This is a genomic window from Dyella sp. ASV21, from assembly GCF_016428975.1.
In the GTDB taxonomy this organism is placed as follows: Bacteria; Pseudomonadota; Gammaproteobacteria; order Xanthomonadales; family Rhodanobacteraceae; genus Dyella.
In genome coordinates, this window is record NZ_JAELTT010000010.1 from 52248 (window position 1) to 74189 (window position 21942).

A 21942-nucleotide genomic window follows, 5' to 3' on the forward strand; every position below is an offset into this window, starting at 1 on the left:
CTCGGCTTTGATGAACCAAACTGCCTAAACGAAGTTTGGATGGAAATTCCCCGGCGATCCTCGCGAGTTCGCGGCATCATGATGTGGTTTGCGGGGCTCATATTAATTTGGCCGCTCCCCCTTTCAAAATGGATAGTCAATGCTTGGGAGGATGTGAATACATCGTTCTTCTTTTTTGATATTTCTTTTATAGCGCTAATTGTCTGGTTCGCTCTATTTGCCTTTCGGGTGGATATTTCCCCACCCCGCGACGAACCCCTCCGCTTCAACCGCGCCCGCCAGAAAATCTACGCCTATAACTTCAAATACCGCTGGTGGAATCCCTTCGAGCGCTGGCGCGTGGTGCCCGTGGCCTACGATTGGTCGCAGGTGCGTGCCGAAGCCTGGAAGCAACGCGGCGCTACCGCGCAAGGCGGCGTGATTATCAAGTGGGGCGTGATGCTCTCCATCGTGGCGCCCGGTACCAACAAAGTGATCGACCGCTTCCACCTGAGCACCATGGGTGCGGACGAACACGCGTGGGCGTACGTGTGCACCTATATGCAACAAGGCCCCAGCGCCCTGCCGCCTCCGGGCGAGCCGCAGGACCCCAACACCGTGCCCTGGTACAACCTCGCCCTGCGCCTTGCACCGAACGTGAAGTGGCCCGAGGCCATGGATATCGAATCGCGCACCGCGCCATAAACCCCATGCCTATGCACGCCATTACCACCGACAAGAGCCGGCTCACCGTGGCTGAAAGCAAGCTCGATGCGAGCCAGTCGAAATGAGTACGACGAAGCCTCTACTCGATCCACCCTGCGCAGGATGGCAAGCCGATCTGCCATCGCCCAATGAACCGCCTTCCGTCGTGCCGTCGCTCGGATTCGACCGACCTAATCACGGAGACGATACCTATCTAGAAATATCTAGGCGCTCATCCACGATTCGGGGAGTGATATCGCTTCTTGTACCACCCTTTATTATGTTGCTTGCGGTAATGCCATACGAACTTTTAGAAGCGTGGAATCGCTTAGATTACTCGTTCGTAGTAGTGGGTAGCCTTATAACTTTAGTCGGGATTTGGTCTATGTTTTGCGGTCTTCGTTTCGACCTATCCCCACCTCGCGACGAACCCCTCCGCTTCAATCGCGCTCGCCAAAAAATCTACATCTACAACTTCAAGCACCGCTGGTGGAATCCGTTCGAGCGCTGGCGCGTAGTACCCGTGGCCTACGATTGGTCGCAGGTGCGCGCGGAAGCCTGGAAGCAACGCGGCGCTACCGCGCAAGGCGGCGTGATCATCAAATGGGGCGTGGTGCTCTCCATCGTGGCGCCCGGCACCAACAAGGTGATTGATCGCTTTCGCCTGAGCACCATGGGTGCGAACGAACACGCATGGGCGTACGTATGCACCTATATGCAACAAGGCCCCAGCGCGCTGCCGCCTCCGGGCGAGCCGCAGGACCCCAACGCCGTGCCTTGGTACAACCTCGCCCTGCGCCTTGCACCGAAAGTGAAATGGCCCGACGCCATGGATATCGAATCGCGCACTGCGCCATAAACCCCATGCCCCTGCACGCCATTACCACCGACAAGAGCCGACTCACCGTGGCTGAAAGCAAGCTCGATGCGAGCCAGTCGAAATGAATGCGACGAAGCCTCTACTCGATCCACCCTGCCCAGGATGGCAAGCCGATCTGCCATCGCCTAATGAACCGCCTTCCGTCGTGCCGTCGCTCGGATTTGATGAACCAAACTGCCTAAACGAAGTTTGGATGGAAATGCCCCGGCGATCCTCGCGAGTTCGCGGCATCATGATGTGGTTTGGAATATTCTTATTCTTTTGGTTTGTACGAGAACCAATTCTAATTCCAGACTCACTATCTAGCGACGATTGGGTGTTGGCCGTAATCGGTGTTGCATCTTCCGTGCTGATGATTTGGGGCTGTATATTTTCGCTACGTGTTGACCTATCCCCACCTCGCGACGAACCCCTCCGCTTCAATCGCGCTCGCCAGAAAATCTACGCCTACAATTTCAAGTACCGCTGGTGGAACCCCTTCGAGCGCTGGCGCGTGGTGCCCGTGGCCTACGATTGGTCGCAGGTACGTGCCGAAGCCTGGAAGCAACGCGGCGCTACCGCGAATGGCGGCGTGATCATCAAATGGGGCGTGGTGCTCTCCATCGTGGCACCCGGTACCAACAAGGTGATCGACCGCTTTCACCTGAGCACCATGGGTGCGAACGAACACGCATGGGCGTACGTATGCACCTATATGCAACAAGGCCCCAGCGCGCTACCGCCTCCGGGCAAGCCGCAGGACCCCAACACCGTGCCCTGGTACAACTTCGCCCTGCGCCTTGCACCGAAAGTGAAGTGGCCCGAGGCCATGGATATCGAATCGCGCACCGCGCCATAAACCCCATGCCCCTGCACGCCATTACCACCGACAAAAGCCGGCTCACCGTGATTGAAAGCAAGCTCGATGCGAGCCAGTCGAAATGAATGCGACGAAGCCTCTACTCGATCCACCCTGCCCAGGATGGCAAGCCGACCTGCCATCGCCTAATGAACCGCCTTCCGTCGCGCCGTCGCTCGGATTCGACCGACCTAATCACGGAGACGATACCTATCTGGAAATACCCAGGCGCTCATCCAGGGTTCGTGGCGTGATATCGCTTTTTACACTACCCCCCCTTATGGCGCTTGTGGGCATGCCATATGACCTTTTAGACGCATGGAGTGCATCGAATTACTCGTTCATTGCATTGGATTCTTTTTTTATTCTATTCGGAATTTTGGTTATTTCATGCGGTGTGCGTTTGGACATATCCCCACCTCGCGACGAACCCCTTCGCTTCAATCGCGCCCGCCAGAAAATCTACGCCTACAACTTCAAGCACCGCTGGTGGAATCCCTTCGAGCGCTGGCGCGTAGTACCCGTGGCCTACGATTGGTCGCAGGTGCGCGCCGAAGCCTGGAAGCAACGCGGCGCTACCGCGCAAGGCGGCGTGATCATCAAATGGGGCGTGGTGCTCTCCATCGTGGCGCCCGGCACCAACAAAGTGATCGACCGCTTTCACCTCAGCACCATGGGTGCGAACGAGCACGCGTGGGCGTACGTGTGCACCTATATGCAACAAGGCCCCAGCGCCCTGCCGCCTCCGGGCGAGCCGCAGGACCCCAACGCCGTGCCTTGGTACAACCTCGCCCTGCGCCTTGCACCAAAAGTGAAGTGGCCCGACGCCATGGATATCGAATCGCGCACCGCGCCATAAACCCCATGCCCTTGCACGCCATTACCACCGACAAAAGCCGGCTCACCGTGATTGAAAGCAAGCTCGATGCGAAGGACCCGACATGAGTGCGACGAAGCCCTTGCTCGATCCGCCGTGCGTCGGATGGACGGCTGACCTTTCGCTGCCCAGCGTGCCGCCCACAGAAGCGGCATCGCTCGGCTATGACAGCCCTAACCATAGCGATGATGTTTACCTGGAGATTCCTCGACGATCACTTGCAGTCAGAGGAATTCTTGTTTGGTTTTCGCTCTTTACAGCAACTTATTTATTGTGGACGCAGACGCTTATTTTTGAAGATTTCGCTAATGGAGACTATTCTTTTCTATTCTTAAACACTCTCTTTCTTCTAGTGGGATCGTGGTCAATGGCGATTTTCTATCGTCTAGATTGCGCCGTGCCTCGCGACCTTCCCCTTCGCTTCAACCGCGCCCGCCAAAAAATCTACGTCTACAATTTCAAATACCGCTGGTGGAACCCGTTCGAGCGCTGGCGCGTGGTGCCCGTGGCCTACGATTGGTCGCAGGTGCGTGCCGAAGCCTGGAAGCAACGCGGCGCCACCGGAAATGGCGGCGTGATTATCAAGTGGGGTGTGATGCTCTCCATCGTGGCGCCCGGCACCAACAAAGTGATCGACCGCTTTCACCTGAGCACCATGGGTGCGAACGAACACGCATGGGCGTACGTGTGCACCTATATGCAACAAGGCCCCAGCGCCCTGCCGCCTCCGGGCGAGCCGCAGGACCCCAACACCGTGCCCTGGTACAACCTCGCCCTGCGCCTTGCACCGAAAGTGAAGTGGCCCGACGCCATGGATATCGAATCGCGCACCGCGCCATTGCAACCAGGACTTCGCCCTCAACCCGTACCGCTTGCTCCCACCCCAGGTCAAGGGGCCGGCTGACACGGATGCCGCTTGGTGTGCGGCACCATGAGCACTGTAGTGGCGTGCCGCTGACACGATGGCGCGTGATGCGTAGCCAGCCAGGAGCAGAACGCATGGATATCCCCTTATCAGCCCCCGAGGGCTTTCGCTGGCACCAGCACAACACTGTGCAGGCGATGGTGTTGATTCCCACGGACTGGGTGGTGCGCGAGATGCCGCAGACGAACGCGCCCGGCATGATGGCGTGCCTGCCCAGCTACGACGGCCGGCGCGATTGCCACGGGGCGTTGTCGATGAACGTCATCAACAACGTATCCCTCAAGTTCGGCATGTCCGCGAGCGCCTACGGCAAGAAGTCGATGGTCCAGGTGCGCACCCGGCACCGGGTGTTGCAGGAGAAGGAGCATGCGCCCGATGAGGGGATGCAATCCTGGTTCATCCGCTTTCGGAGCGTGCTGAGCCCAACGCCGCGTATCGTGCACCGCTATATGTTGGCCGAGGATGCATGCGACCGGCTGCGCTGGTGCACGTTCGAAGCCTCGGAAAGCCTTTGGCCGCAGGCGTCGCCCGTGGGTCGCGTGATTTTCAATCACTTGATCATGCAATTCCCCGTGGACGACATGCTGCCTGCGGATGCCTCGCTGCACTGAGGCGCACGCGCGCCCTCGCCACCTTCGCCTGTCTTGTATATGGAGTTTCCCGATGCCCGCTATTGTTCTTGTTGGCCACCGCCATAGTTGCCCCATCCACGGCGAAGGCACCGTTACCAGCGGAAGCGCGGGTGTGATGGTGAATGGTCGCGCCGCCGCGCGCATTGGCGACGACACCAGCTGCGGCGCCACGATTACCACGGGTTCGGCGTCCACGTTTGGCGGCGCGGGTATCGCATATGTCGGCTGCCAGACCAGCCACGGCGGTTCGCTGCCGGAGGGTGACGAGAGCTGGCAGGTGGCTCCCTGACCCAGGGGTCAAGGCGGCGACGCAGGGCACGCATGGCAAAACGGCCCCTGCGATGCAGGAGCCGTTTCGTTTTACAGATGGCGCGCCCGGAGGGATTCGAACCCCCGACCAATGGCTTCGGAAGCCACTACTCTATCCGGCTGAGCTACGGGCGCATAAGCGTTGCACGTGCGCGGAGACACACGGCGGACGCGCAGTATAGCGGAGTCGGGGCGGCCGTGGCTCACGGGTGGTTCCGCCCGGGAGACAAGGCCCGCGGGGCACGGCCTTTAGCCCTTTTCCGACACGAGCATGCGAGCTGTCCACGATGTCCGCTCAGGGGATGTGCGCTAAGGGCGCGCGGTGCCTGCGATCACAGGCACGACGAACGCGGGCACGGCGAGTGGGAGGCGTGGCTTCGAGACGCTCCGTGGGGGAGCGTCTCGAAGCATGCCATCAGCGCGCCTTGAGCAGTTCGGACAGGCGATCGGGCTTGCCGGTGATGCGTTCCAGGTGCGGGTACTTGAGGCCATCGTGGTAGTCGATGCGCAGCGTCTTGTACTCGTCGAAGTTCTTCACCAGCAGTTCCACCGGCTGGTTCTTGTCCTTCGCCGCCTGGGTCACCGCGTCCTTGATGGCGTCGCTGGAGAACTCCTTGCCGTTCACGGCGATCACCTTCATGCCCGGCGACAGGCCGGCCTTGAAGGCCGGACCGTCCCACAGCACGTCGGCGATGTCGCCGCCCTTGGCCAGCGATACACCCAGCGAGTAGGTCAGGTTGGCGCCGCCCAGGCGTGCTTCCACGGCCTTGGTCGCGGCGGAGGGCTTGTCGTTGTAGACCAGCTTCCAGCCGTTGGCTTCGAAGCCGTTGATGATGGGGCCGTGACCGTCCAGGCGCTCGCGCAGGTAGGACGCCCAGTCAAACGGGGCGATGTCGTTGAGCGTCTTCACCACTTCGTCGAAGGTGTAGGTGTTGACGTCCCACTCGCCGTTCTTCATGCCGAAGAAGGCCTTGGCGAAATCGTCGATGGAGCGCTTGTTGCCGGTGAGGTCACGCAGCTTGCTGTCCACTTCCATCCAGATCATCTGACCACCGGAGTAGTAGTCCTCGCTCATCTGGTAGTTGCGGTACGCCAACGGGCGGCGCATCGCGATGATGGGATCGTTGGTGGTGTCCTGGATGTTGCGCCACTGCTGCAGGCCGGGGCGACCCTTGTCGTAGGTGGCGACCACATTGGCGAGCATGTCGAGCGCTTCGTCCTGCTTCCACAGGCCCGAGCGTGCGGCCATGACGTAGCCCCAGAACTGGGTCTGGCCTTCGTACACCCACAGCAGGCTGTCCTGCATGGGCACGTTGAAGCTCGGCGTGGCGAGGTCGGCGCCGCGACGGTACTTGCCGTCCCAGGAGTGGTTGAATTCGTGCGGCAGCAGGTCACGCATGACCATGCTCTTGTCCCACTCGGTGAAGTAGCCCGGGCTTACGCCGTTTTCGCTGGAGCGGTGATGCTCCAGGCCGTTGCCCGACATCTTGTCGCTGAGCGAGAACAGGAAATCGTAGTGGTCGTAGTGATGCGCGCCGTAGAGCTTGTACATCTGCTGCACCAGGTTCTGGTGCAGCTTGAGCTGCTCGGGTTTGATTTCCAGGTACTTCGGGTCGTCCGCCACGATGTTGAGGAACACCGGTGTCTTGGCGCCCGGGTCCAGGTCCACGCGCTTGAAGTACTTGCCGGCGTAGATGGGCGAGTCGACCAGATCGTCGTAATCGATCGGCTTGAAGTTCACCGTATCGCCATCGCGCGAGGCCAGCTCCAGCGCGCTGCCGTACTGCCAGCCAGCCGGGAAGGTGACGCTGGTTTCGGCCTTGATGCGGCTGGCGAAATAGCCCGCCGGATACAGCGACACCGAGTTCCACTGCAGGTTGAGCATCTCCGGCGTCATCACCACGCGGCCCTGGCGGGTGTCCTGCGCGGAGAGGAACTGGAACTCCACCTCCACGCTGTTCGCACCCTCCGGCACGTCGACATGGAAGGCGAACACGTTGAGCGGGTCGCGCTTCCACGGCACCACCTTGCCGTTGGCCTTCACCACCAGGCCGGCGAGTTTGTCGATCGAACCGGTGGGCGAGTGATTGCCCGGCAACCACTGCGGATACAGCAAGGTCAGCGGGCCGGCCTTTGCCGGCACCACCTCATGGACACGGAAAATGCGGTGGGCCAGATCCGTGGCGTCGACCTTGATTTTCAGCGTGCCTTCGAAGGGGATGTCCTGCGGCGCAGGTACGTCGGCGAGTGCGGCGAAACTGCCCAGGCCGAGGGCCGAGGCTGCAATGGCGGTGACAAGACGCAAGACTTTCAAGAGGTTCTCCGAGGGTGATACGTGCAGCTGGATCGAAACTGCACCAAGCATGAACCATCGATCGTAGTGGGCGATGACTTACAGCACCCCCTGCCATTGGTCATGACGTGCCTGAACCTCTGCCGTCCCGGCGGAAAGCTAAGAGAGTTCTCAAGCGTTAAAAACCCGTATGCTTTCTATTCCGCGATCCCCAACGCGGGCCGCCCGACACTCCCCCCTTGTTGTCGCAGCGGAATCACAAAATAAAGAGATGGAGCACTCCATGAACAAGACTCTGATTGCGGCCGCCTTGGCCGTTGTTGCTGTTGCGCCGTTCGCCGCCAAGGCCGACGAATCCAATCAGCTCGACAACTTCTTCGTCGCCGGTAACCTCGGCCAGAGCAACTACCGCATCGGTGGCGTGTCCGACAAGAACGACGTGTTCCAGAACGTGCGCTTCGGCTGGCGCTGGAACGGCATCGTCGGTGCCGAAATCGGCTACGCCTACCTGGGCAAGGTCAAGAACAACTTCGATTTCGCCAGCGTCTCGGCCAAGCCGCGCGTGGGCCAGATCGGCGTGACCGCCAAGTACAACTTCTACAACAACTGGTACGTCACCGGTCACGGCGGCTACCTGCGTTCGCGCACCACCGGTGGCGTCACCGTGGGCGACGTCTCGGCAACCGCGAAGAGCTGGAACAACGGCTGGTACGCCGGTGCCGGCGTGGGCTACGACGTCACCAAGAACGTCAGCCTGGCGCTGAACTACGACAACTACCACGTGAAGTACGGCCGTGCCGGCGCCAGCGAAGAGCAGGTCAACGCCAACGTGGCAGCCTACTCGGCTTCGATCGAGTACCGCTTCTAATAAGCGTGTGTCATCTGATCGCGCTGCCAAACGGCGCGTGGCCAGATAAAAAGGGCGCCTTCGGGCGCCCTTTTCTTTGGGTGGCGTTTGAACACAGCGGCCAGGACAGCTCCTTGAGCGTCGGCCGGGTTCCGCTTCCACGGTCGTGCGGAACAACGCTGGCTGTCTCGGCGTGGCGCAGGTCCCGTGCTGTCGGTTCGCCGAAAACACGTACGCGGGAGGCGCTGTTCAACCGCCGAAAGGCTGGTCACCCCGTGACCGTCCATCGCTGAGCGCAAAGGCGCTGGATGCCAGCTTTCGCAGCACGGAGGGGAAGGAGATGATTCCCCCCGACCTTCCTCAGGATTGTTTTTCCAACTTGCTGTGACGCATGCCGTAGGCAAAGTAGATCACCAGGCCCAGGCTCACCCAGATCAGGAATACCTTCCAGGTGATGGCCGGCAGTTCGGCCAGCAGCCAGATGGAGAAGCCGATGCCGATCAGCGGGATCAGCGGCACCAGCGGCGTGCGGAACGAGCGCGGCAGATCGGGCTTGCGCTTGCGCAGGATGATGACCGAGCTGCAGATCACGATGAAGGCCGACAGCACGCCGATGTTCACCAGCTTGGCCACTTCCTCGATCGGCAACAGGCCCGCCACCAGCGCGGTGAACACGCCCAGCACGAAGGTCGGGCGATACGGCGTGCCGTAGCGTGGATGCACCTTGGCGAACCAACCGGGCAGCAGGCCATCGCGCGACAGTGCGAACCAGATGCGCGTGGCGCCCAGCATGAAGGCGAACAGCACGCTGATGAGGCCGAACACCGCCGACACCGAAATCACCACGGCCACCCAATGCAGGCCCAGGCCCTTGAAGGCATCGGCCACCGGCGCATCGGTGTTGAGCGTGGAGTAGTGGGCAATGCCGGTGAGCACCAGCGACACCGCCAGGTACATGGTCATCGAAATGGCCAGCGACAGCAGTACCGCGCGCGGCAGGTCGCGCTGGGGATTCTTGGACTCTTCGGCCGCCGTGGTCAGGGTGTCGTAGCCGAACACCGCGAAGAACACCACCGCCGCCGCCGTCGCCACGCCCTGGAAGCCGAAGTGCGGCACCCCATCGGCACCCATGACGCGCTCCGGAATGAAGGGCACCCAGTTGTGCGGGTTCACGTAGAACGCGCCGATGCCGATCACCAGCGCCACCGCCGCGACCTTGATCGCCACCACCAGCGTATTGAAGCGCGCGCCCCACTCGGTGCGGAACGTCAGCAGGCCCGCCACGCCCAGCGTCACCAGCGCGGCGATGATGTTGAACACGTGGCCCTCGCCGGTACCCATGGCGCCCTGCGCCCACACCGGCAAGCCCAGCCCCATGCTGGAGAGGAACGACTGCACATAGCCGGACCAGCCGATCGCCACCACCGCCACGATCAGGGCGTACTCCAGCAGCAGATCCCAGCCGATCAGCCACGCCGCCAGCTCGCCAAGCACGGCATAGCCATAGGTGTAAGCGCTGCCGGTGACGGGGATGAGGCCGGCGAATTCCGCGTAGCACAGCGCCGCGGCGGCGCTGGCAATGCCGGCGATCAGGAACGAAATCGCCACGCCAGGGCCGGCGTTCAACGCGGCCTGCTGGCCGGCCAGCACGAATACGCCCACGCCGATGATGCCGCCGATGCCGATGGCGGTGAGTTGCCACAGACCCAGCACGCGGCGGAAGTCGCCACGCTTGCCGGCTTCGGCCTGGAGCATCTCCACCGATTTGTGGCGCACCAATTTATTGAAGAAACCCATCAGCACATCCCCGAGAGTGAGCCGCGATCATAGCGAAAGCCCCCGCGGCTGCCATGCTGCAGCTGCGCGGGGGCCGACCATGGAGGCCTGTGCGAAAGGCGCGACGGGCCGGCCCGGAGACCGCCCTCAGCCCGGAATCGGCTTGCCGTTGCCGGCCTGGCGCGGCGTGGAAAGCACCAGCCAGCCCAGCACCAGCGCACTGCCGGCGGGAATGGCGGCCAGTGCCGCGATGGCGCCCGGACTCATGTGCGGCACGCCGAACCAGCCGCCACTGAGCAGCGGGATGGCGGCGGTTGCCAGCAGCCGCAGCAGCTCCAGCAGCACGCCGCTGCGCTTGCTCTCGGTAAGCGCGCCCAGCGCGGTGAGGCTGAGCACCAGGAATACCGCATAACCGAACAAGGCCAGCGCCGGCAGCTGCTTGGCCAGATCCAGGAACTGCACGGCCATCACCAGCAGCAAGGCGAACTGCACCAGGCTGTAGATGACGAAGCCACGCGACAACACGGGCAGAAAGCGCTCCCGCTGGATGTCGAACGCCGGCTTGGGGAAGCGCGCCGCCACGTCGGCCGGCCGCCAGCCCGGCGGCTTCAGCCACACCAGCAGCTTGTCGCGCCAACGCCGGGCGTGCCACGCATCCTTGAAGGTGGCCCAGTACACCTCGGCGTTCGCCCACAGCGGGTTCCAGCTGCGCAGCGGCGCGCGCGTGCCGAACACGGGAGGGTCGCGATCGTCCTCTTCCACGAAGGTGCCGAACAGGCGATCCCACAGGATGAGGATGCCGCCGTAATTCTTGTCCAGGTATTTGTCGTTTACCGCGTGGTGCGCGCGATGATTGGAAGGCGAGCAGAACACGCGATCGAACCAGCCCAGCCGCCCCACCAATTCCGTATGCACCCAGAACTGGTACAGCAGATCGATCAGCGCCACCACCACGAACACTTCCAGCGGATAGCCGATCACCGCCATCGGCAGATAGAACAGCCAACCCAGCAGCACGCCGCTGCCGGTCTGGCGCAGCGCGGTGGAGAGGTTGTAGTCCTCGCTCTGGTGATGCACCACATGCGCGGCCCACAGGATGTTCACCTCGTGACCGGCGCGATGCAGCCAGTAATAGAGAAAGTCATAGGCGATCAGCGCGGTGACCCACACCAGCACGTTGTTGGCGGGCAGCGTGAACAAGGCCAGATGCTGCGCGCACCAGGCGTAGATGCCCAGGGTAAGGATCTTGCTGAACACGCCCACGATCTGCGAGATCACGCCCAGGCCGAGGCTGCTGATGGCATCGCTGGTGTGATACACGGTGCGTCCCCGCAGGCGCGCCCACAGCAGCTCCAGCGCGATCAGCACTAAGAACACCGGCGTTGCCCAGGTGATAATGATTTCCTGCGTATTCATCGTGACTCACACACCCCGTCGCACCGATCGCGCCAGACACCACAGCGCCAGATAGTAGGTCGCCAGAATCCACAGGGACGACCACGGAATAGCCAGCCGGAATCGATTCCAGGCCAGCAGTGTATCGCTGAGCATGAAGCACAGTGCACCGGCCGCCGCCCATTGCGCGGGTAGCGCCAAGCGATCGCGCGCATGCGCCACGGCGCGCGCCACCGCCTGGCCGCCCATGCTTGCCAGCACCACCACATAGACCACCACCGGCGCGTAGAGTGCCGACGGCAGCGACGGCCATAGCGCCCACAGATTGAGCGCGCCGTAGCCCAGGCAGGCCGCCACCGGCAACACGCGGACGGCGAAGCGGCTATCGCTCACCAGCGCGCGGATAAAACACAGATGACCGAGCAGGAACGCCACCAACCCCGCCACGAAGGCGTCCATCGGCAACATCAGGAAGATATCGCCGGCCAGCGAGAACAACATGCCGATGCCGATCCAGCGCCGGTACGGCGCCGATACCGGCGAGGCCGTTCGCCACACCGTGGCCAGGATCAACACCGTCGCCAGCGGCTTGCATATCCAGTGCAACCAGCGCCAGCCGTCGACCGCATCGGTCGCCGCCAGCATCGAACCCAGGATGGCGCCCACGGCCGCCAGTGCGATGGCGCCATCGATCCGCCGCGATGGCGCGGCGGCCATGGCGGTGTTTGAAACAGACATGCGTGATTCCCCCATCCGATGGATGTCGCACGATCTTAGAACCAAGCGCGCACGCTTGTTTCCGCAGCGCAAAAAAAAGCCCTCCCCGAGACAGGGAGGGCCGCAAGGGTGGAGCGCACCAGCGGGATGGTGGGCTTCTCCCGGGTCCCCCCCCGCTACCGCGGGGGGAGGGTGTTGCACGCTGATGGAGCCGCGATCAGAACTTTGCGTTGATGTTGAAGAACACCTGGCGCGGCGCGCCGGCCATCAGCGTCTGGTTCCAGCCCATCGGATCGGAGGCCACATAGCCGTTGGTACCGGTGGTTGCGAAATAGCGCTTGTTCAGCAGGTTGGTGATGTTCAGGCCCAGGCTCAGGTCCTTGGCGAAGGACACTGCGCCGAAGTCATAGTTCACGCCCGCGTCGAACATCCAGTACGACGGCACCTGCGAGTCGTTGACGTAGGTGATGTAGCGACGACCGGTGTACTTGCCGTCGATGTTGGCCGTCCAGCCGCCGTAGCTGTAGCTGAGGTCGCTGGTGAACATCCAGGTGGGGATCCCCACCACATACTTGCCCTTGGTGGCGACCACGCCGTTGTTGAGGTAGTCGTCCTGGTACTTGGAGTTGTCGTAGGACAACGAGTTCAGCCAGCGCAGGTGATCGATCGGGCGCCAGATCACCGCCAGGTCCACGCCGGTGCTCTTTACCGAGCCCACGTTGTTGAGCACGGCCGAGCAGGTCTGCACCGCGCTGCACGGCGACACCGCCAGCAGACGGTTGGTGAAGCGCGTGTAGTACGCATCGGCGGACGCTTCGAAGGTATCGCCGTGCACGCGATAGCCCAGCTGGAAGGTCTGCGACTGCTCCGGCTTGAGCGTGCTCTTGCTCGCATCGAACGAGGCCTGCGACTGTGTGAACGGCAGGAAGCCATACGCCGACAGGTTCTTGCTGTAGGAGGCGTACACCTCCTGGTTGGCGTCGATCTTGTAGTTGGCACCCACCTGCGGAAGGAACGCATCGCTGGCGCGAATGCGGCCTTGCGCCAGCGCACTGCTGGCCACCAGCGAATCGGCGGTGTTGGTCACGCCCAGCGCCTTGGCGCCGAAGTTAAGCGTGAGGCGATCATCCATCAGATGGATGGTGTCCGACGCATACGCCATGCGCGTATTGGTGTTGTAGTGCTGGAAGAAGCCGCGCAGGAACGGCTCCTGGTTCTCATAGAAATTGCTGAGGTAGTTGTACGCACCGGAAAGGTAGAAGTAGTTGCGCTCCTGATTGGTCTTGGCGTTCTCCGCCCAGAAGCCCACTTCGATATCGTTGTTGCCCAGCGAGAACACCAGCGAGCCGGTGCCGCCGTAACGGTCCAGGCCGTAGTCGGTGGTACGCATCGCCAGCGGCACCGTCGGCGAAGAAGCCACATACGGCGTCGCCCACTGACCCTCGCCACGGTTGTCGTGGTAGTAGGTGCCGAGGTTGAGCGTGGTGTGCTCGGCCAGGTTGAAGGTGCCGCTCAAGCCGGTAAGCGAGTCGTGACGAATGCCGCCACCCGCGTAATAGGTGGAATCCACCAGGTCATAGCCGGCCGGCAGCTTGGACAACACGCCCGGATAGTTGCCCTTGCCGTTGGCGGCATTGGCGATCTGTACGGCAGTGCCCCAATCGGGCTGCAGGTAATCCCAATCCCAGCCCAGCGCCTTCTGGCTGGCCAGGGACAGATCCATGTAGTCGTATTCCTTGCGACGCGAGTTGTCGTAGAACAGGCTCACGCTGCCGCTTTCCCACTGGTAGACGGCCTTGAGGTTTACCTGCTCCGAGCGCTGGTCGCCGTAGCCCTTCCACTTGTCGGTGGTGGCGTGGTCGTAGGACACATAGGCGGAGAAGCCGTGGTAGTCGCCGCTGTCCAGACGCACGTAGGTGCGGTTGGTGGCGTCCGAACCGATCACCTGGTTGATGCGCGCACCGGCCACGGCATCCGGATCGGCCGAATAGAACTGGATGGTGCCGCCGAGGTTGGTGTTGGCGGCCGTGCCCAGCGCGCCGGCGCCCTGCGCCAATTCCACGGTGCTGATGTTGTCGCTGCTGATGGCGCGCGTGATCTGCAGGCCCGTGGTGGTGCCGTAGCTCATGTTGCCCAGCGGGATGCCGTCCAGGGTGAAGCCCAGGCGGCTCTGGTCAAAGCCGTGCAGGAAGATCTGCGTGGACCACTCGTAGGCGCCCCACGGATCGGCGGACTGGAAGTTCACGCCCGGCAGCTTGTCGATCACCTTGAGCGGGCTGGTGCCCGGTGCCTGCGCCTTGATGTCCTCGGAGGTCACCTTCTGCACTTGGCGCGTTTCGCCCGATGCAACCACCGAAATCGCTTCCAGGCTCTTGGCCTTGTCGCGATTGGTGTCGGCCGACGCATCAGCGGCGGGTGCGGCGTTGGGGGAGGTTACATCGTCCGCGTGGACGATACCGCCGTAGAGGGATGCCAGGGTAGCCAGCGCGATCGCGGTCCTGCGAAGGGAATGCTTGGGCATGACGAATCCTCACGCGCCGACTCGCCTTGAGTCGGCACGCTCAATTGAATAGGAAAGGCGTGGGGAAATAGCCGTCCAAGCCACTTGGACGGCATTAGGAAATTGTGAACTTGGCGTGTGTAGCGGCGGTTACACGCATATTTAAAACATGCGCGAAAACCCCGCTAAAAAGCGCACTTACGGCAACAAAACCTTACCCTGCGCTTGCGGCAGACTGACACCGAGCGTGTGCGCCACGGTGGGTGCGATATCGCGCATGTCGATCTCGCCGAGGTTCTTTCCGGCCGGCACGCCCTTGCCTTCGATAAGGAACGTGGAGCGCATGGCGGCAAGCGAGGGGTCGTAGCCATGCATGCCGCGATAGTGACTGGGCGAAGGCATGGATGCGTCCGGCTTGATGCCCATTTCGTAGCCCGGCTTGAACAGCACGAACCACTGCGCCATGTCGGTGCCGCCCTGCTGCGCGATCTCGTTGCGCTCCAGTACGCGCGCGATCCCGTACGCCGGGTCCTTCGCCAGTTGCGCGATCAGCGCGGCGGTCTTGGCGCGCACGGCCTGGTCGCTCGGGTCACGCAGCACGATGGCCGCGCTGCCGCCGTCATTCCACGGCATCGCCTGCCAATCGGATACCGCGCCATCCTTCACCGTCACCAGGCCAGCCTGGATAAACGGCGCATAGAGATTCACATCGTTCTGCACCGGCAGGAAGCCGTGATCGGACACCACCGTCACCACGCCATCGGGATGCACGCGCTTGGCGGTGCTCACCAGTTCACCCACCAATGCATCGATCTGCTCCAGCACGGCACGCGCCTGCGGCGTGTCCGGGCCGCTGGCATGCTGCTCGTGATCGAGCGCGGTGAGGTAAGCGGTCATGAAATCGGGCTTGCGTGACTCCAGCAGCGCCACGGCGAAGCGTGCGCGCGTCTTGTCGCCTTCCATGCTTTCATCGATGCCATCGGCGTAAGGACCAAGCTGCTGCTCCAGCGACGGCAACAAGCCCGGGGTGGCCAGCGCGGCAACCAGCTTGCGGTCATCCGCCGTGCCGGTGCGCCAGATCTGCGGCAGGTTCCAATCCACCTGCGCGCCCACGCTCACCGGCCAATGTACGTTGGCCGTGTGCAAGCCGGCGGCATGCGCGGCATCCCACAGCGTGGGCACCTTGATGTCGCTGGCGTACCAATCCCAGCCTTGCTGGTTCTTGTTGTACGGATCGAAGGTGAGGTTGCCGCCCACGCCGTGCAGTTCCGGCGACACGCCGGTGATGAGCGTGGTATGGCTGGGGTAGGTCAGCGTGGGCAGCACCCCGCGCACGCCTTGCGCATAGCTGCCCTGTTTCAGGAAAGCCTGCAGGTTGGGCAGCTTGAGACCACGTTTCTGGGCTTCCAGCACGTCGGCCGGACGCAGGCCGTCGATGGAGATCATCAACACCGGCGCCGCGACGGCGGGCGCGGCGAGGGTCAGCGCGAGGAGGCTGGCGGCGAGCTTGGACGGAGAGAGGCGCATATCTGTGTCACCCGGTAGAAGAAGACATGTGTGCGATCGAGGGCGCGCCGCGTCGTACCGCCAGGCACGTGCGTCCGGCGTGGCAGACCGGGCATCGGCGTCACCGATGCCCGCCGCGACGAAACAATGGGACGGCCACGCTCAGCGGCCGTCGACGGCCTTGCGGCCGAGCGCCGGATCGTCGGTAAAGAACGCATCGACGCCGGCATCGAGATAGGCGCGGATCTCCGCCACCGAACCGGCTTCGTTGAAGGTCTTGGGGTCGCTGCCCTGCCAGAAGTTCCTGGCCTGGAAATAGTTCTCCGGGCGGAACGTGTACGGATGCAGCTCCAGCTTCGCCGCGTGCGCGTCATGCGCCAGCGCGGTGGGTTCGCCCAGCGTGCCATCGGCCTTGAGCGGGATGATGGCGCGGACGTTCGGACCGATGGCGTCCGCGTAGCCGGCGATGTCGCGCAGCCCTGCCGGCGTCATCATCTGGCCGTAGCTCAGCTTGCCGCCCGCAGCCACCACGTCGTACGGCTGTTCCTTGGCGTCATCCAGCAACTGCAGCAGGCGAATGTTCGGATGGTTCTTGCCCAGCTTGCCGCGCAGGTAGCGCAGGTTGGCGATCTCGAAGGACTGGATTTCCACCGGCGCCGTGCGCGTATAGGCGTGTGCGGCGAGAATGGCCAGCACGCGATCTTCCATCGGCAGGCCGGCTTTCTGGAAATAGGTGCCGTGCTTGATCTCGGGGATGATGCCGATCACGCGGCCCTGCGTGGCTGACTCCGTGGCCACGAAGTCGATGATTTCGTCCAGCGTGGGAATCTGGAACTGGCCGTCGTACGCCGTGCTGCGCAACTGCGGCAGGCGCTCGCGGGCGCGCAGCGTCTTGAGTTCGTCGAGGGTGAAGTCTTCGGTGAACCATCCGGTGACGGCGTGGCCGTCGATGGTCTTGGTCGTCTTGCGGCTGGCGAACTCGGGGTGCGCGGCCACATCGGTGGTGCCGCTGATTTCGTTCTCATGACGGGCCACGGGCACGCCGTCGCGGGTCATCACCAGGTCCGGCTCGATAAAGTCGGCGCCATCGGCTATGGCCTTGCCGTAGGAAGCCAGCGTGTGTTCCGGACGCAACGCACTGGCACCGCGATGACCGATCACCAGCACCTTCGACGCCAGCGGAGCTTCCTTGGCCTGCACCTGCGCGCCCATCAGCAACACACCCATCATGACGATGGCCCAGCTTAAACGACCCATGGCAAAACCCTTGTGATGCTTACGATGCGCCGCCTTGGCGCAAGCCATCCGACCATGGTGCAGGGTTTAAATGTCGTTTCCTTGACACGTGCATGGCGCTGCCTGGCCCGAGTGCGTCCAGGCGGCGCCAAGCCCGCCCACGGTGCGGTTCCGCCGCCAGGATGCGCCCCGTCCCGCTGGGGCGCATCCCCTGCCGCTCTTTCGACTTAGAACCTCACATCCAGCGTGAGGAAGGTCTGACGCGGCGCGCTGGCATGGAAAGCCAGGGCACGGCCGGCCGGATCGCTGTTGGTGAACGCGGTGAGGTTGGAGGCGTAGCGCTTGTCGGTGAGGTTGGTCACGTTGAGCGAGAGCTTGACGTCCTTGAGGCCATACAAGGCGCCGAAGTCGTAGCCGGCGCCCAGGTCGAACGAGGTGTAACCGCCAAAGCCCTGGTCGTTGGTGTAGGTGTAGTAGCGCGTACCGGTGTACTTGCCGCGCAGGCCCACGTTCCACGGCCCATACACCCAGTTGATTTCGCTGGCGAAGAGCTTGTTGGGCGTATCCACCGTGACCTTGCCCTTGGTCGGGATGGTCACGCCGTTCTGCGTGTAGTTGTTGTCGTAGGTGGAGCGGTTGAAGGAGGCCGAGTTGTACCACTCGAAGTGCGCGAACGGCTTCCAGATAAAGGTGAACTCGGCGCCGTGGCTGCTCACCGAGCCCACGTTGTAGAAGCGCGTGGTACACGCCGGCGTGGTGCCCTGCTGGATGCTCGGACACGGGTTGAGCGAAAGCAGGCGGTTGTTGAAGCTGACGTCGTACAGCGCCACCGATGCCTGGAAATCGCCCTGCACCACGCGGTAGCCGCCTTCGATGGTGCGCGACTGCTCGGGCTTCAAGTTACCGCGCGTGGCGTCGTAGGCGCCCTGCGTCACCAGCAGCGGACCGCTGGCGCCGCCGCCCTGGAAGGCCGCGATGTTCTTGGCATAGGACAGGAACAGCTCCTGGCCGCCACCCAACTGATAGCCCAGGCCCATCTGCGGCAGCAGCGCCTTGCTGGCGCGCAGCTCGCCGTTGGCCACCGGCGACTCCACCGGCACGCCAGCCACTTCGTTGGCCTTCATGGTGGTGTGCGGGCTCTTGACGCCAATGTCCACGCTCAGGCGATCGTCGAGCAGCTTGAAGCTGTCCTGCAGGTAGGCCTGGCGCGTAGTGATGAGGTACTTCTGATAGAACAGGCGCCGATTGGGATCGCTCAGATACGTATCGTCACTGATCGGGCCGCTGATCCAGTAGAAGTTACGCTGCACCGAATGGTGGTTCTGCTCGTACCACAGGCCACCTTCCAGATGATGGTTCTCCAGGTCCCAGCTCACCGAGGCAATCGCGCCGTTGCGATTGATGGTGTAGTTGGTGCTGCGAATGGAGATGGGCAATTCCTGCGCGGTGCCCGGATAGGACGGCTGGCCCGGCGCCCACCAGTGGCCCTGGCCGGCGTTTTCGTGGTGATAGACCTGCGTATGCACGGTGACCGCGTCGCTGGGGAAGAAATCGCCCGCGAGGTAGTACAGTTCATCGCGACGCAGCGCGCGGCTCTGGTAGTACGCATCGTCGATGTTGTCCACGCCGCCGGAGAACGCGCAGCGCGGATCGCGCTTGCCGCCCTTGGTGTAGATCGGCGCGCAATAGGCGGCGGCCAGGGCGCGCTTCCAGTCCGGCGCGTAGAGGTTCCAGTCCCAGCCCAGGCCGCGCGACATGCCGCTCTTGGAGAGGTATGCATAGTCGGCCTGCGAGGTGCGCGAGGTATCGGCGAACGCGGTGAGCTTGCCGCCATCGAACTGATACACCGCCTTGCCGTTGAACTGCTTGGTGGTGGTGGGCGATTCCGGCGGCGCCCACATGTCGGCCGTGGCGCGGATGCCGGAGAGGTACATGGAGAAACCATGGTAGTCGCCCGAATCCAGGCGCACGTAGGTGCGACGGTTCTGGTCGCTGCCGATGGTCTGGCCGAAGCGGCCGCCGAAGGTGCTGGCCGGATCGTCCGAGTAGTACTGAACGGTGCCGCCAAGGTTGCTGGTGGACGCGGTGCCGAGGCTACCGATGCCCGAGGCCAGTTCCACGCCGCCGAAGTTCTCGGCGATCAGCGCGCGGCTGATATTGAGGCCGTTGTAGTTGCCGTAGGCGTTGTCGCCCAGCGGCAGGCCATCGAGCGTGTAGCCCAGGCGCACGGTGTTGAAGCCGCGCAAGCTGATGGTCTGCGATTCTTCGTTGGCGCCGAACGCGTCGTTGGACTGCACGTTCACGCCCGGCATGCGGTTGAGCAGCTTCTGGATGCTGGTGCCGGCCGGCAACACGGCGGTGTCCTTCGCGGCGATGCGCTGCACCTGGCGGGTTTCGCCCTGGCCGATCACCGAGATGGTTTCGAGATTCTTTGCGCTATCGGCGGTCGACGCAGCGGCGGCGGTGGGCTGGTCGTTCTCAGCCGCATGGGCGTGGGGCAACACAACGACCATGGCCGCCGCGAGCGCGGCGGCGAGCAGGTTCTTCTTCATGGAAACGCAACTCCAGGGGACGGGGACGCCTGCTGGCGGCAGGCCTCCCCGCATCCTGCGGAACTCGTATGAAATTACGTTTACACCAAGATTTCACACGATCCGCGGGGGCGGCGTCGCCAATGTCAGCGCGCGCCGCCCTGGCTCGCCTGCTGCAACCACGCCTGATACGTGGGGCGATCCACCGGCACGCCATCGGCATTGCAACTGTGCAGCTTGCACAACTCGTCGCGCAGCAAGGGGGCGTGCTGCACGATCACGTGGAAGATGGTGTTCTGCTCCAGCTCGCCATGGAACGCGGCCGCGCCCGGGCCGGTGGCGAAGATCGCCACGTCTTCGCCGCCGTGCGTTTCCGCCTTGAGCGGCAGCACCGATTCCTGCATGTAATCCGGATCGGCGGTGTTGGTCTTGCCCAGATCCGGACGACCCTTGGTGATGAGCGAGTAGTCGTGCACCACGTGCGGAAAGCGTTTGCTGCCTTCCGGCTGCGTATCGCTGGCGCCGGTGTAGCCCGGACCGTTGGCAAAGCCCAACGTGGTGTACGGCTTGCCGGCGGCATCGCGCGCGATGCCGGCGCCGCCTTCGTCGTCGTAGCTGTCGGTATGGCCCTGCACCAGGCCGAGAATGTCATTGCCGCGCTTGGGGTAGCCGGAGAAGGTCAGCGTGTGCGCATGATCGGCCGTCACCACGATCAGCGTTTCGCTGGGGTCGGTGTGTTCCAGCGCGGCCTGCACCGCATCGGCGAAGGCGATGGTTTCATCCAGCGCGCGATACGCATTGCCAGCATGCAACGCATGATCGATGCGGCCGCCCTCCACCATCAGGAAAAAGCCGTTGGGGTTCTGCTTGAGCACCTCGATGGCACGGGTGGTCATCTGCGCCAGGCTGGGCTCGTCCAGCTTGTCGTTCGTGCGCTCGTGTTCGTAGTTGAGATGCGAGGCATTGAACAGGCCCAGCAGGCGCGGCGTGCGCTTGAGGTCCAGCGCCTTGAGCTGGCTGGCGCTCCACACGTAGGCGCCATCGGGATGCTGCTTCTTCCATTCACCGATCAGGTCGCGGCCATCCAGGCGCTGGCCCACCTTGCCCTGCTCCACCGGGTCGTCTTCGCCGGCCAGCATGAACTCGGTACGGCCGCCGCCCATGGCCACGGTAAGGCCGCCAGCGGCGGGGAAATCGATCAGCTGCGCGGCGAAGTCCTTGCAGCCCTGCGCCTTGGCTTCGGCGGTGAGGTCGGCGTCGACTTCCCAATTGCGCTCAGGCAGATGGCCGAAGGTGGCTGCCGGCGTGGCGTGCGTGATGCGCGTGGTGGTGATGGCGCCGGTACTCATGCCGGCGGTGGCCGCCAGCTCCAGCGCGCTCACCAGTTCCTGCCCGCGCGAGGCGGCGCAATCCTGGCGACGCGGCACCTGCGACACGCCGATGAAACCGCCGCGCGTCTTCACGCCACTCATCACCGCCGTCATCGTGCCGGCCGAGTCCGGCGTCTGCTGGTCGGTTTCGTAGGTGCGGCTCAACGCGCTGAAGGGAAACTGCTCGAAGCTGAGCCGATAGCTTTCGCCATCCAGGCCTTTGCGCTGGCCGGCGCGCACATGCGCCGCCGCGATGGTGGGAATGCTCATGCCGTCGCCCAGGAACACAATGACGTTCTTGGCGCGCTGGCCCTGGCTGTTGGCCTGCGCCGAAAGTTTGGCCGCCGCGGCGGCACCACTGCGGAACCACCACTGCGGGGTCTCGCCGTCGGGGCGCTGGATGGCGGCCACCTCGATCGCCGACGCACGCGCGGGCGGCTCGGAAGCCACCTGGCCGGCACATGCCGTCAACAACGAAAACGAACCCAGCAGCACGGCGCGGCGCGCCAGCGGCGACGAAGCAATCATCGGCAACCTCGATCGAAAGGACACAGGGTGAACCATCGATCATAGCCGTGCCGTAATAATTTACGATGACAATCGGCGCCCGAGCCGGTGCTAGCCTG

17 protein-coding genes and 1 tRNA gene are annotated in these 21942 nt (G+C 63.3%); 8 read left to right on the top strand and 10 right to left on the bottom strand.

Annotation, left to right across the window (positions count from 1 at the left end; translation table 11 throughout):
- The first annotated feature begins 81 nt into the window (after window positions 1-81).
- From JHD67_RS05540 to JHD67_RS05570, 7 genes are all read left to right on the top strand, one after another.
- Window positions 82-684 carry a DUF6708 domain-containing protein gene (locus JHD67_RS05540; protein WP_343214313.1) on the top strand — a complete coding sequence of 201 codons (603 nt, stop codon included), beginning with the start codon at window positions 82-84 and terminating at the stop codon, window positions 682-684.
- Between the two features lie 385 nt (window positions 685-1069).
- Window positions 1070-1543: a DUF6708 domain-containing protein gene (locus JHD67_RS05545; RefSeq protein ID WP_199098145.1), complete on the top strand. Its 474-nt coding sequence runs from the start codon at window positions 1070-1072 to the stop codon at window positions 1541-1543.
- 373 nt (window positions 1544-1916) lie between these two features.
- On the top strand, window positions 1917-2402 hold the full coding sequence (locus JHD67_RS05550) for a DUF6708 domain-containing protein (protein ID WP_343214314.1): 486 nt from the start codon (window positions 1917-1919) through the stop codon (window positions 2400-2402).
- Between the two features lie 295 nt (window positions 2403-2697).
- Entirely contained in the window at window positions 2698-3261 is a 564-nt protein-coding gene (locus JHD67_RS05555; RefSeq protein WP_343214315.1) for a DUF6708 domain-containing protein, read from the top strand.
- Window positions 3262-3343: 82 nt separating this feature from the next.
- Complete coding sequence (locus JHD67_RS05560) at window positions 3344-4183, top strand: DUF6708 domain-containing protein (protein WP_199098151.1); 840 nt, start codon at window positions 3344-3346, stop codon at window positions 4181-4183.
- 95 nt (window positions 4184-4278) lie between these two features.
- A complete protein-coding gene (locus JHD67_RS05565) occupies window positions 4279-4815 on the top strand; it encodes a hypothetical protein (protein ID WP_199098152.1) in 537 nt (178 codons plus the stop codon).
- 52 nt (window positions 4816-4867) lie between these two features.
- The gene (locus JHD67_RS05570; RefSeq protein WP_199098154.1) at window positions 4868-5125 is read left to right on the top strand and encodes a PAAR domain-containing protein; all 258 of its coding nucleotides are present in this window, start codon (window positions 4868-4870) and stop codon (window positions 5123-5125) included.
- A 78-nt stretch (window positions 5126-5203) separates the two neighbouring features.
- Here the strand turns inward: JHD67_RS05570 and JHD67_RS05575 are convergent.
- Window positions 5204-5280: transfer RNA gene (locus JHD67_RS05575), tRNA-Arg, on the bottom strand.
- Window positions 5281-5560: 280 nt separating this feature from the next.
- Window positions 5561-7432, bottom strand: coding sequence for a M61 family peptidase (locus JHD67_RS05580; RefSeq protein ID WP_343214316.1), 1872 nt, complete (start codon window positions 7430-7432; stop codon window positions 5561-5563).
- A 289-nt stretch (window positions 7433-7721) separates the two neighbouring features.
- Here JHD67_RS05580 and JHD67_RS05585 point away from each other — a divergent pair, with 289 nt between their 5' ends.
- A complete protein-coding gene (locus JHD67_RS05585) occupies window positions 7722-8306 on the top strand; it encodes an outer membrane beta-barrel protein (RefSeq protein WP_199098157.1) in 585 nt (194 codons plus the stop codon).
- A 339-nt stretch (window positions 8307-8645) separates the two neighbouring features.
- On the opposite strand, the gene JHD67_RS05590 is transcribed toward JHD67_RS05585, so the two are convergent.
- The 8 genes from JHD67_RS05590 to JHD67_RS05625 all read right to left on the bottom strand — a co-directional run bounded on the left by JHD67_RS05590 (window position 8646) and on the right by JHD67_RS05625 (window position 21844).
- Entirely contained in the window at window positions 8646-10082 is a 1437-nt protein-coding gene (locus JHD67_RS05590) for an amino acid permease (RefSeq protein ID WP_199098159.1), read from the bottom strand.
- A 126-nt stretch (window positions 10083-10208) separates the two neighbouring features.
- Window positions 10209-11477: a sterol desaturase family protein gene (locus tag JHD67_RS05595; RefSeq protein ID WP_199098161.1), complete on the bottom strand. Its 1269-nt coding sequence runs from the start codon at window positions 11475-11477 to the stop codon at window positions 10209-10211.
- 6 nt (window positions 11478-11483) lie between these two features.
- On the bottom strand, window positions 11484-12194 hold the full coding sequence (locus JHD67_RS05600; protein ID WP_233171653.1) for a lysoplasmalogenase: 711 nt from the start codon (window positions 12192-12194) through the stop codon (window positions 11484-11486).
- Between the two features lie 196 nt (window positions 12195-12390).
- A complete protein-coding gene (locus tag JHD67_RS05605; protein ID WP_199098163.1) occupies window positions 12391-14694 on the bottom strand; it encodes a TonB-dependent receptor in 2304 nt (767 codons plus the stop codon).
- Between the two features lie 177 nt (window positions 14695-14871).
- On the bottom strand, window positions 14872-16200 hold the full coding sequence (locus JHD67_RS05610; RefSeq protein ID WP_199098165.1) for an ectonucleotide pyrophosphatase/phosphodiesterase: 1329 nt from the start codon (window positions 16198-16200) through the stop codon (window positions 14872-14874).
- 141 nt (window positions 16201-16341) lie between these two features.
- A complete protein-coding gene (locus tag JHD67_RS05615; RefSeq protein ID WP_233171658.1) occupies window positions 16342-17391 on the bottom strand; it encodes a glycerophosphodiester phosphodiesterase in 1050 nt (349 codons plus the stop codon).
- 251 nt (window positions 17392-17642) lie between these two features.
- On the bottom strand, window positions 17643-19967 hold the full coding sequence (locus tag JHD67_RS05620) for a TonB-dependent receptor (protein ID WP_199098169.1): 2325 nt from the start codon (window positions 19965-19967) through the stop codon (window positions 17643-17645).
- Window positions 19968-20092: 125 nt separating this feature from the next.
- The gene (locus JHD67_RS05625; RefSeq protein ID WP_199098170.1) at window positions 20093-21844 is read right to left on the bottom strand and encodes an alkaline phosphatase; all 1752 of its coding nucleotides are present in this window, start codon (window positions 21842-21844) and stop codon (window positions 20093-20095) included.
- Window positions 21845-21942 lie beyond the last annotated feature (98 nt).

Coding starts and splice junctions, on each gene's coding strand:
- JHD67_RS05540 (WP_343214313.1), top strand. CDS start 82: ATGTGGTTTGCGGGGCTCATATTAATTTGGCCGCTCCCCCTTTCAAAA.
- JHD67_RS05545 (WP_199098145.1), top strand. CDS start 1,070: ATGTTTTGCGGTCTTCGTTTCGACCTATCCCCACCTCGCGACGAACCC.
- JHD67_RS05550 (WP_343214314.1), top strand. CDS start 1,917: ATGATTTGGGGCTGTATATTTTCGCTACGTGTTGACCTATCCCCACCT.
- JHD67_RS05555 (WP_343214315.1), top strand. CDS start 2,698: ATGCCATATGACCTTTTAGACGCATGGAGTGCATCGAATTACTCGTTC.
- JHD67_RS05560 (WP_199098151.1), top strand. CDS start 3,344: ATGAGTGCGACGAAGCCCTTGCTCGATCCGCCGTGCGTCGGATGGACG.
- JHD67_RS05565 (WP_199098152.1), top strand. CDS start 4,279: ATGGATATCCCCTTATCAGCCCCCGAGGGCTTTCGCTGGCACCAGCAC.
- JHD67_RS05570 (WP_199098154.1), top strand. CDS start 4,868: ATGCCCGCTATTGTTCTTGTTGGCCACCGCCATAGTTGCCCCATCCAC.
- JHD67_RS05585 (WP_199098157.1), top strand. CDS start 7,722: ATGAACAAGACTCTGATTGCGGCCGCCTTGGCCGTTGTTGCTGTTGCG.
- JHD67_RS05590 (WP_199098159.1), bottom strand. CDS start 10,082: ATGGGTTTCTTCAATAAATTGGTGCGCCACAAATCGGTGGAGATGCTC.
- JHD67_RS05595 (WP_199098161.1), bottom strand. CDS start 11,477: ATGAATACGCAGGAAATCATTATCACCTGGGCAACGCCGGTGTTCTTA.
- JHD67_RS05600 (WP_233171653.1), bottom strand. CDS start 12,194: ATGTCTGTTTCAAACACCGCCATGGCCGCCGCGCCATCGCGGCGGATC.
- JHD67_RS05605 (WP_199098163.1), bottom strand. CDS start 14,694: ATGCCCAAGCATTCCCTTCGCAGGACCGCGATCGCGCTGGCTACCCTG.
- JHD67_RS05610 (WP_199098165.1), bottom strand. CDS start 16,200: ATGCGCCTCTCTCCGTCCAAGCTCGCCGCCAGCCTCCTCGCGCTGACC.
- JHD67_RS05615 (WP_233171658.1), bottom strand. CDS start 17,391: ATGGGCGCGCAGGTGCAGGCCAAGGAAGCTCCGCTGGCGTCGAAGGTG.
- JHD67_RS05620 (WP_199098169.1), bottom strand. CDS start 19,967: ATGAAGAAGAACCTGCTCGCCGCCGCGCTCGCGGCGGCCATGGTCGTT.
- JHD67_RS05625 (WP_199098170.1), bottom strand. CDS start 21,844: ATGATTGCTTCGTCGCCGCTGGCGCGCCGCGCCGTGCTGCTGGGTTCG.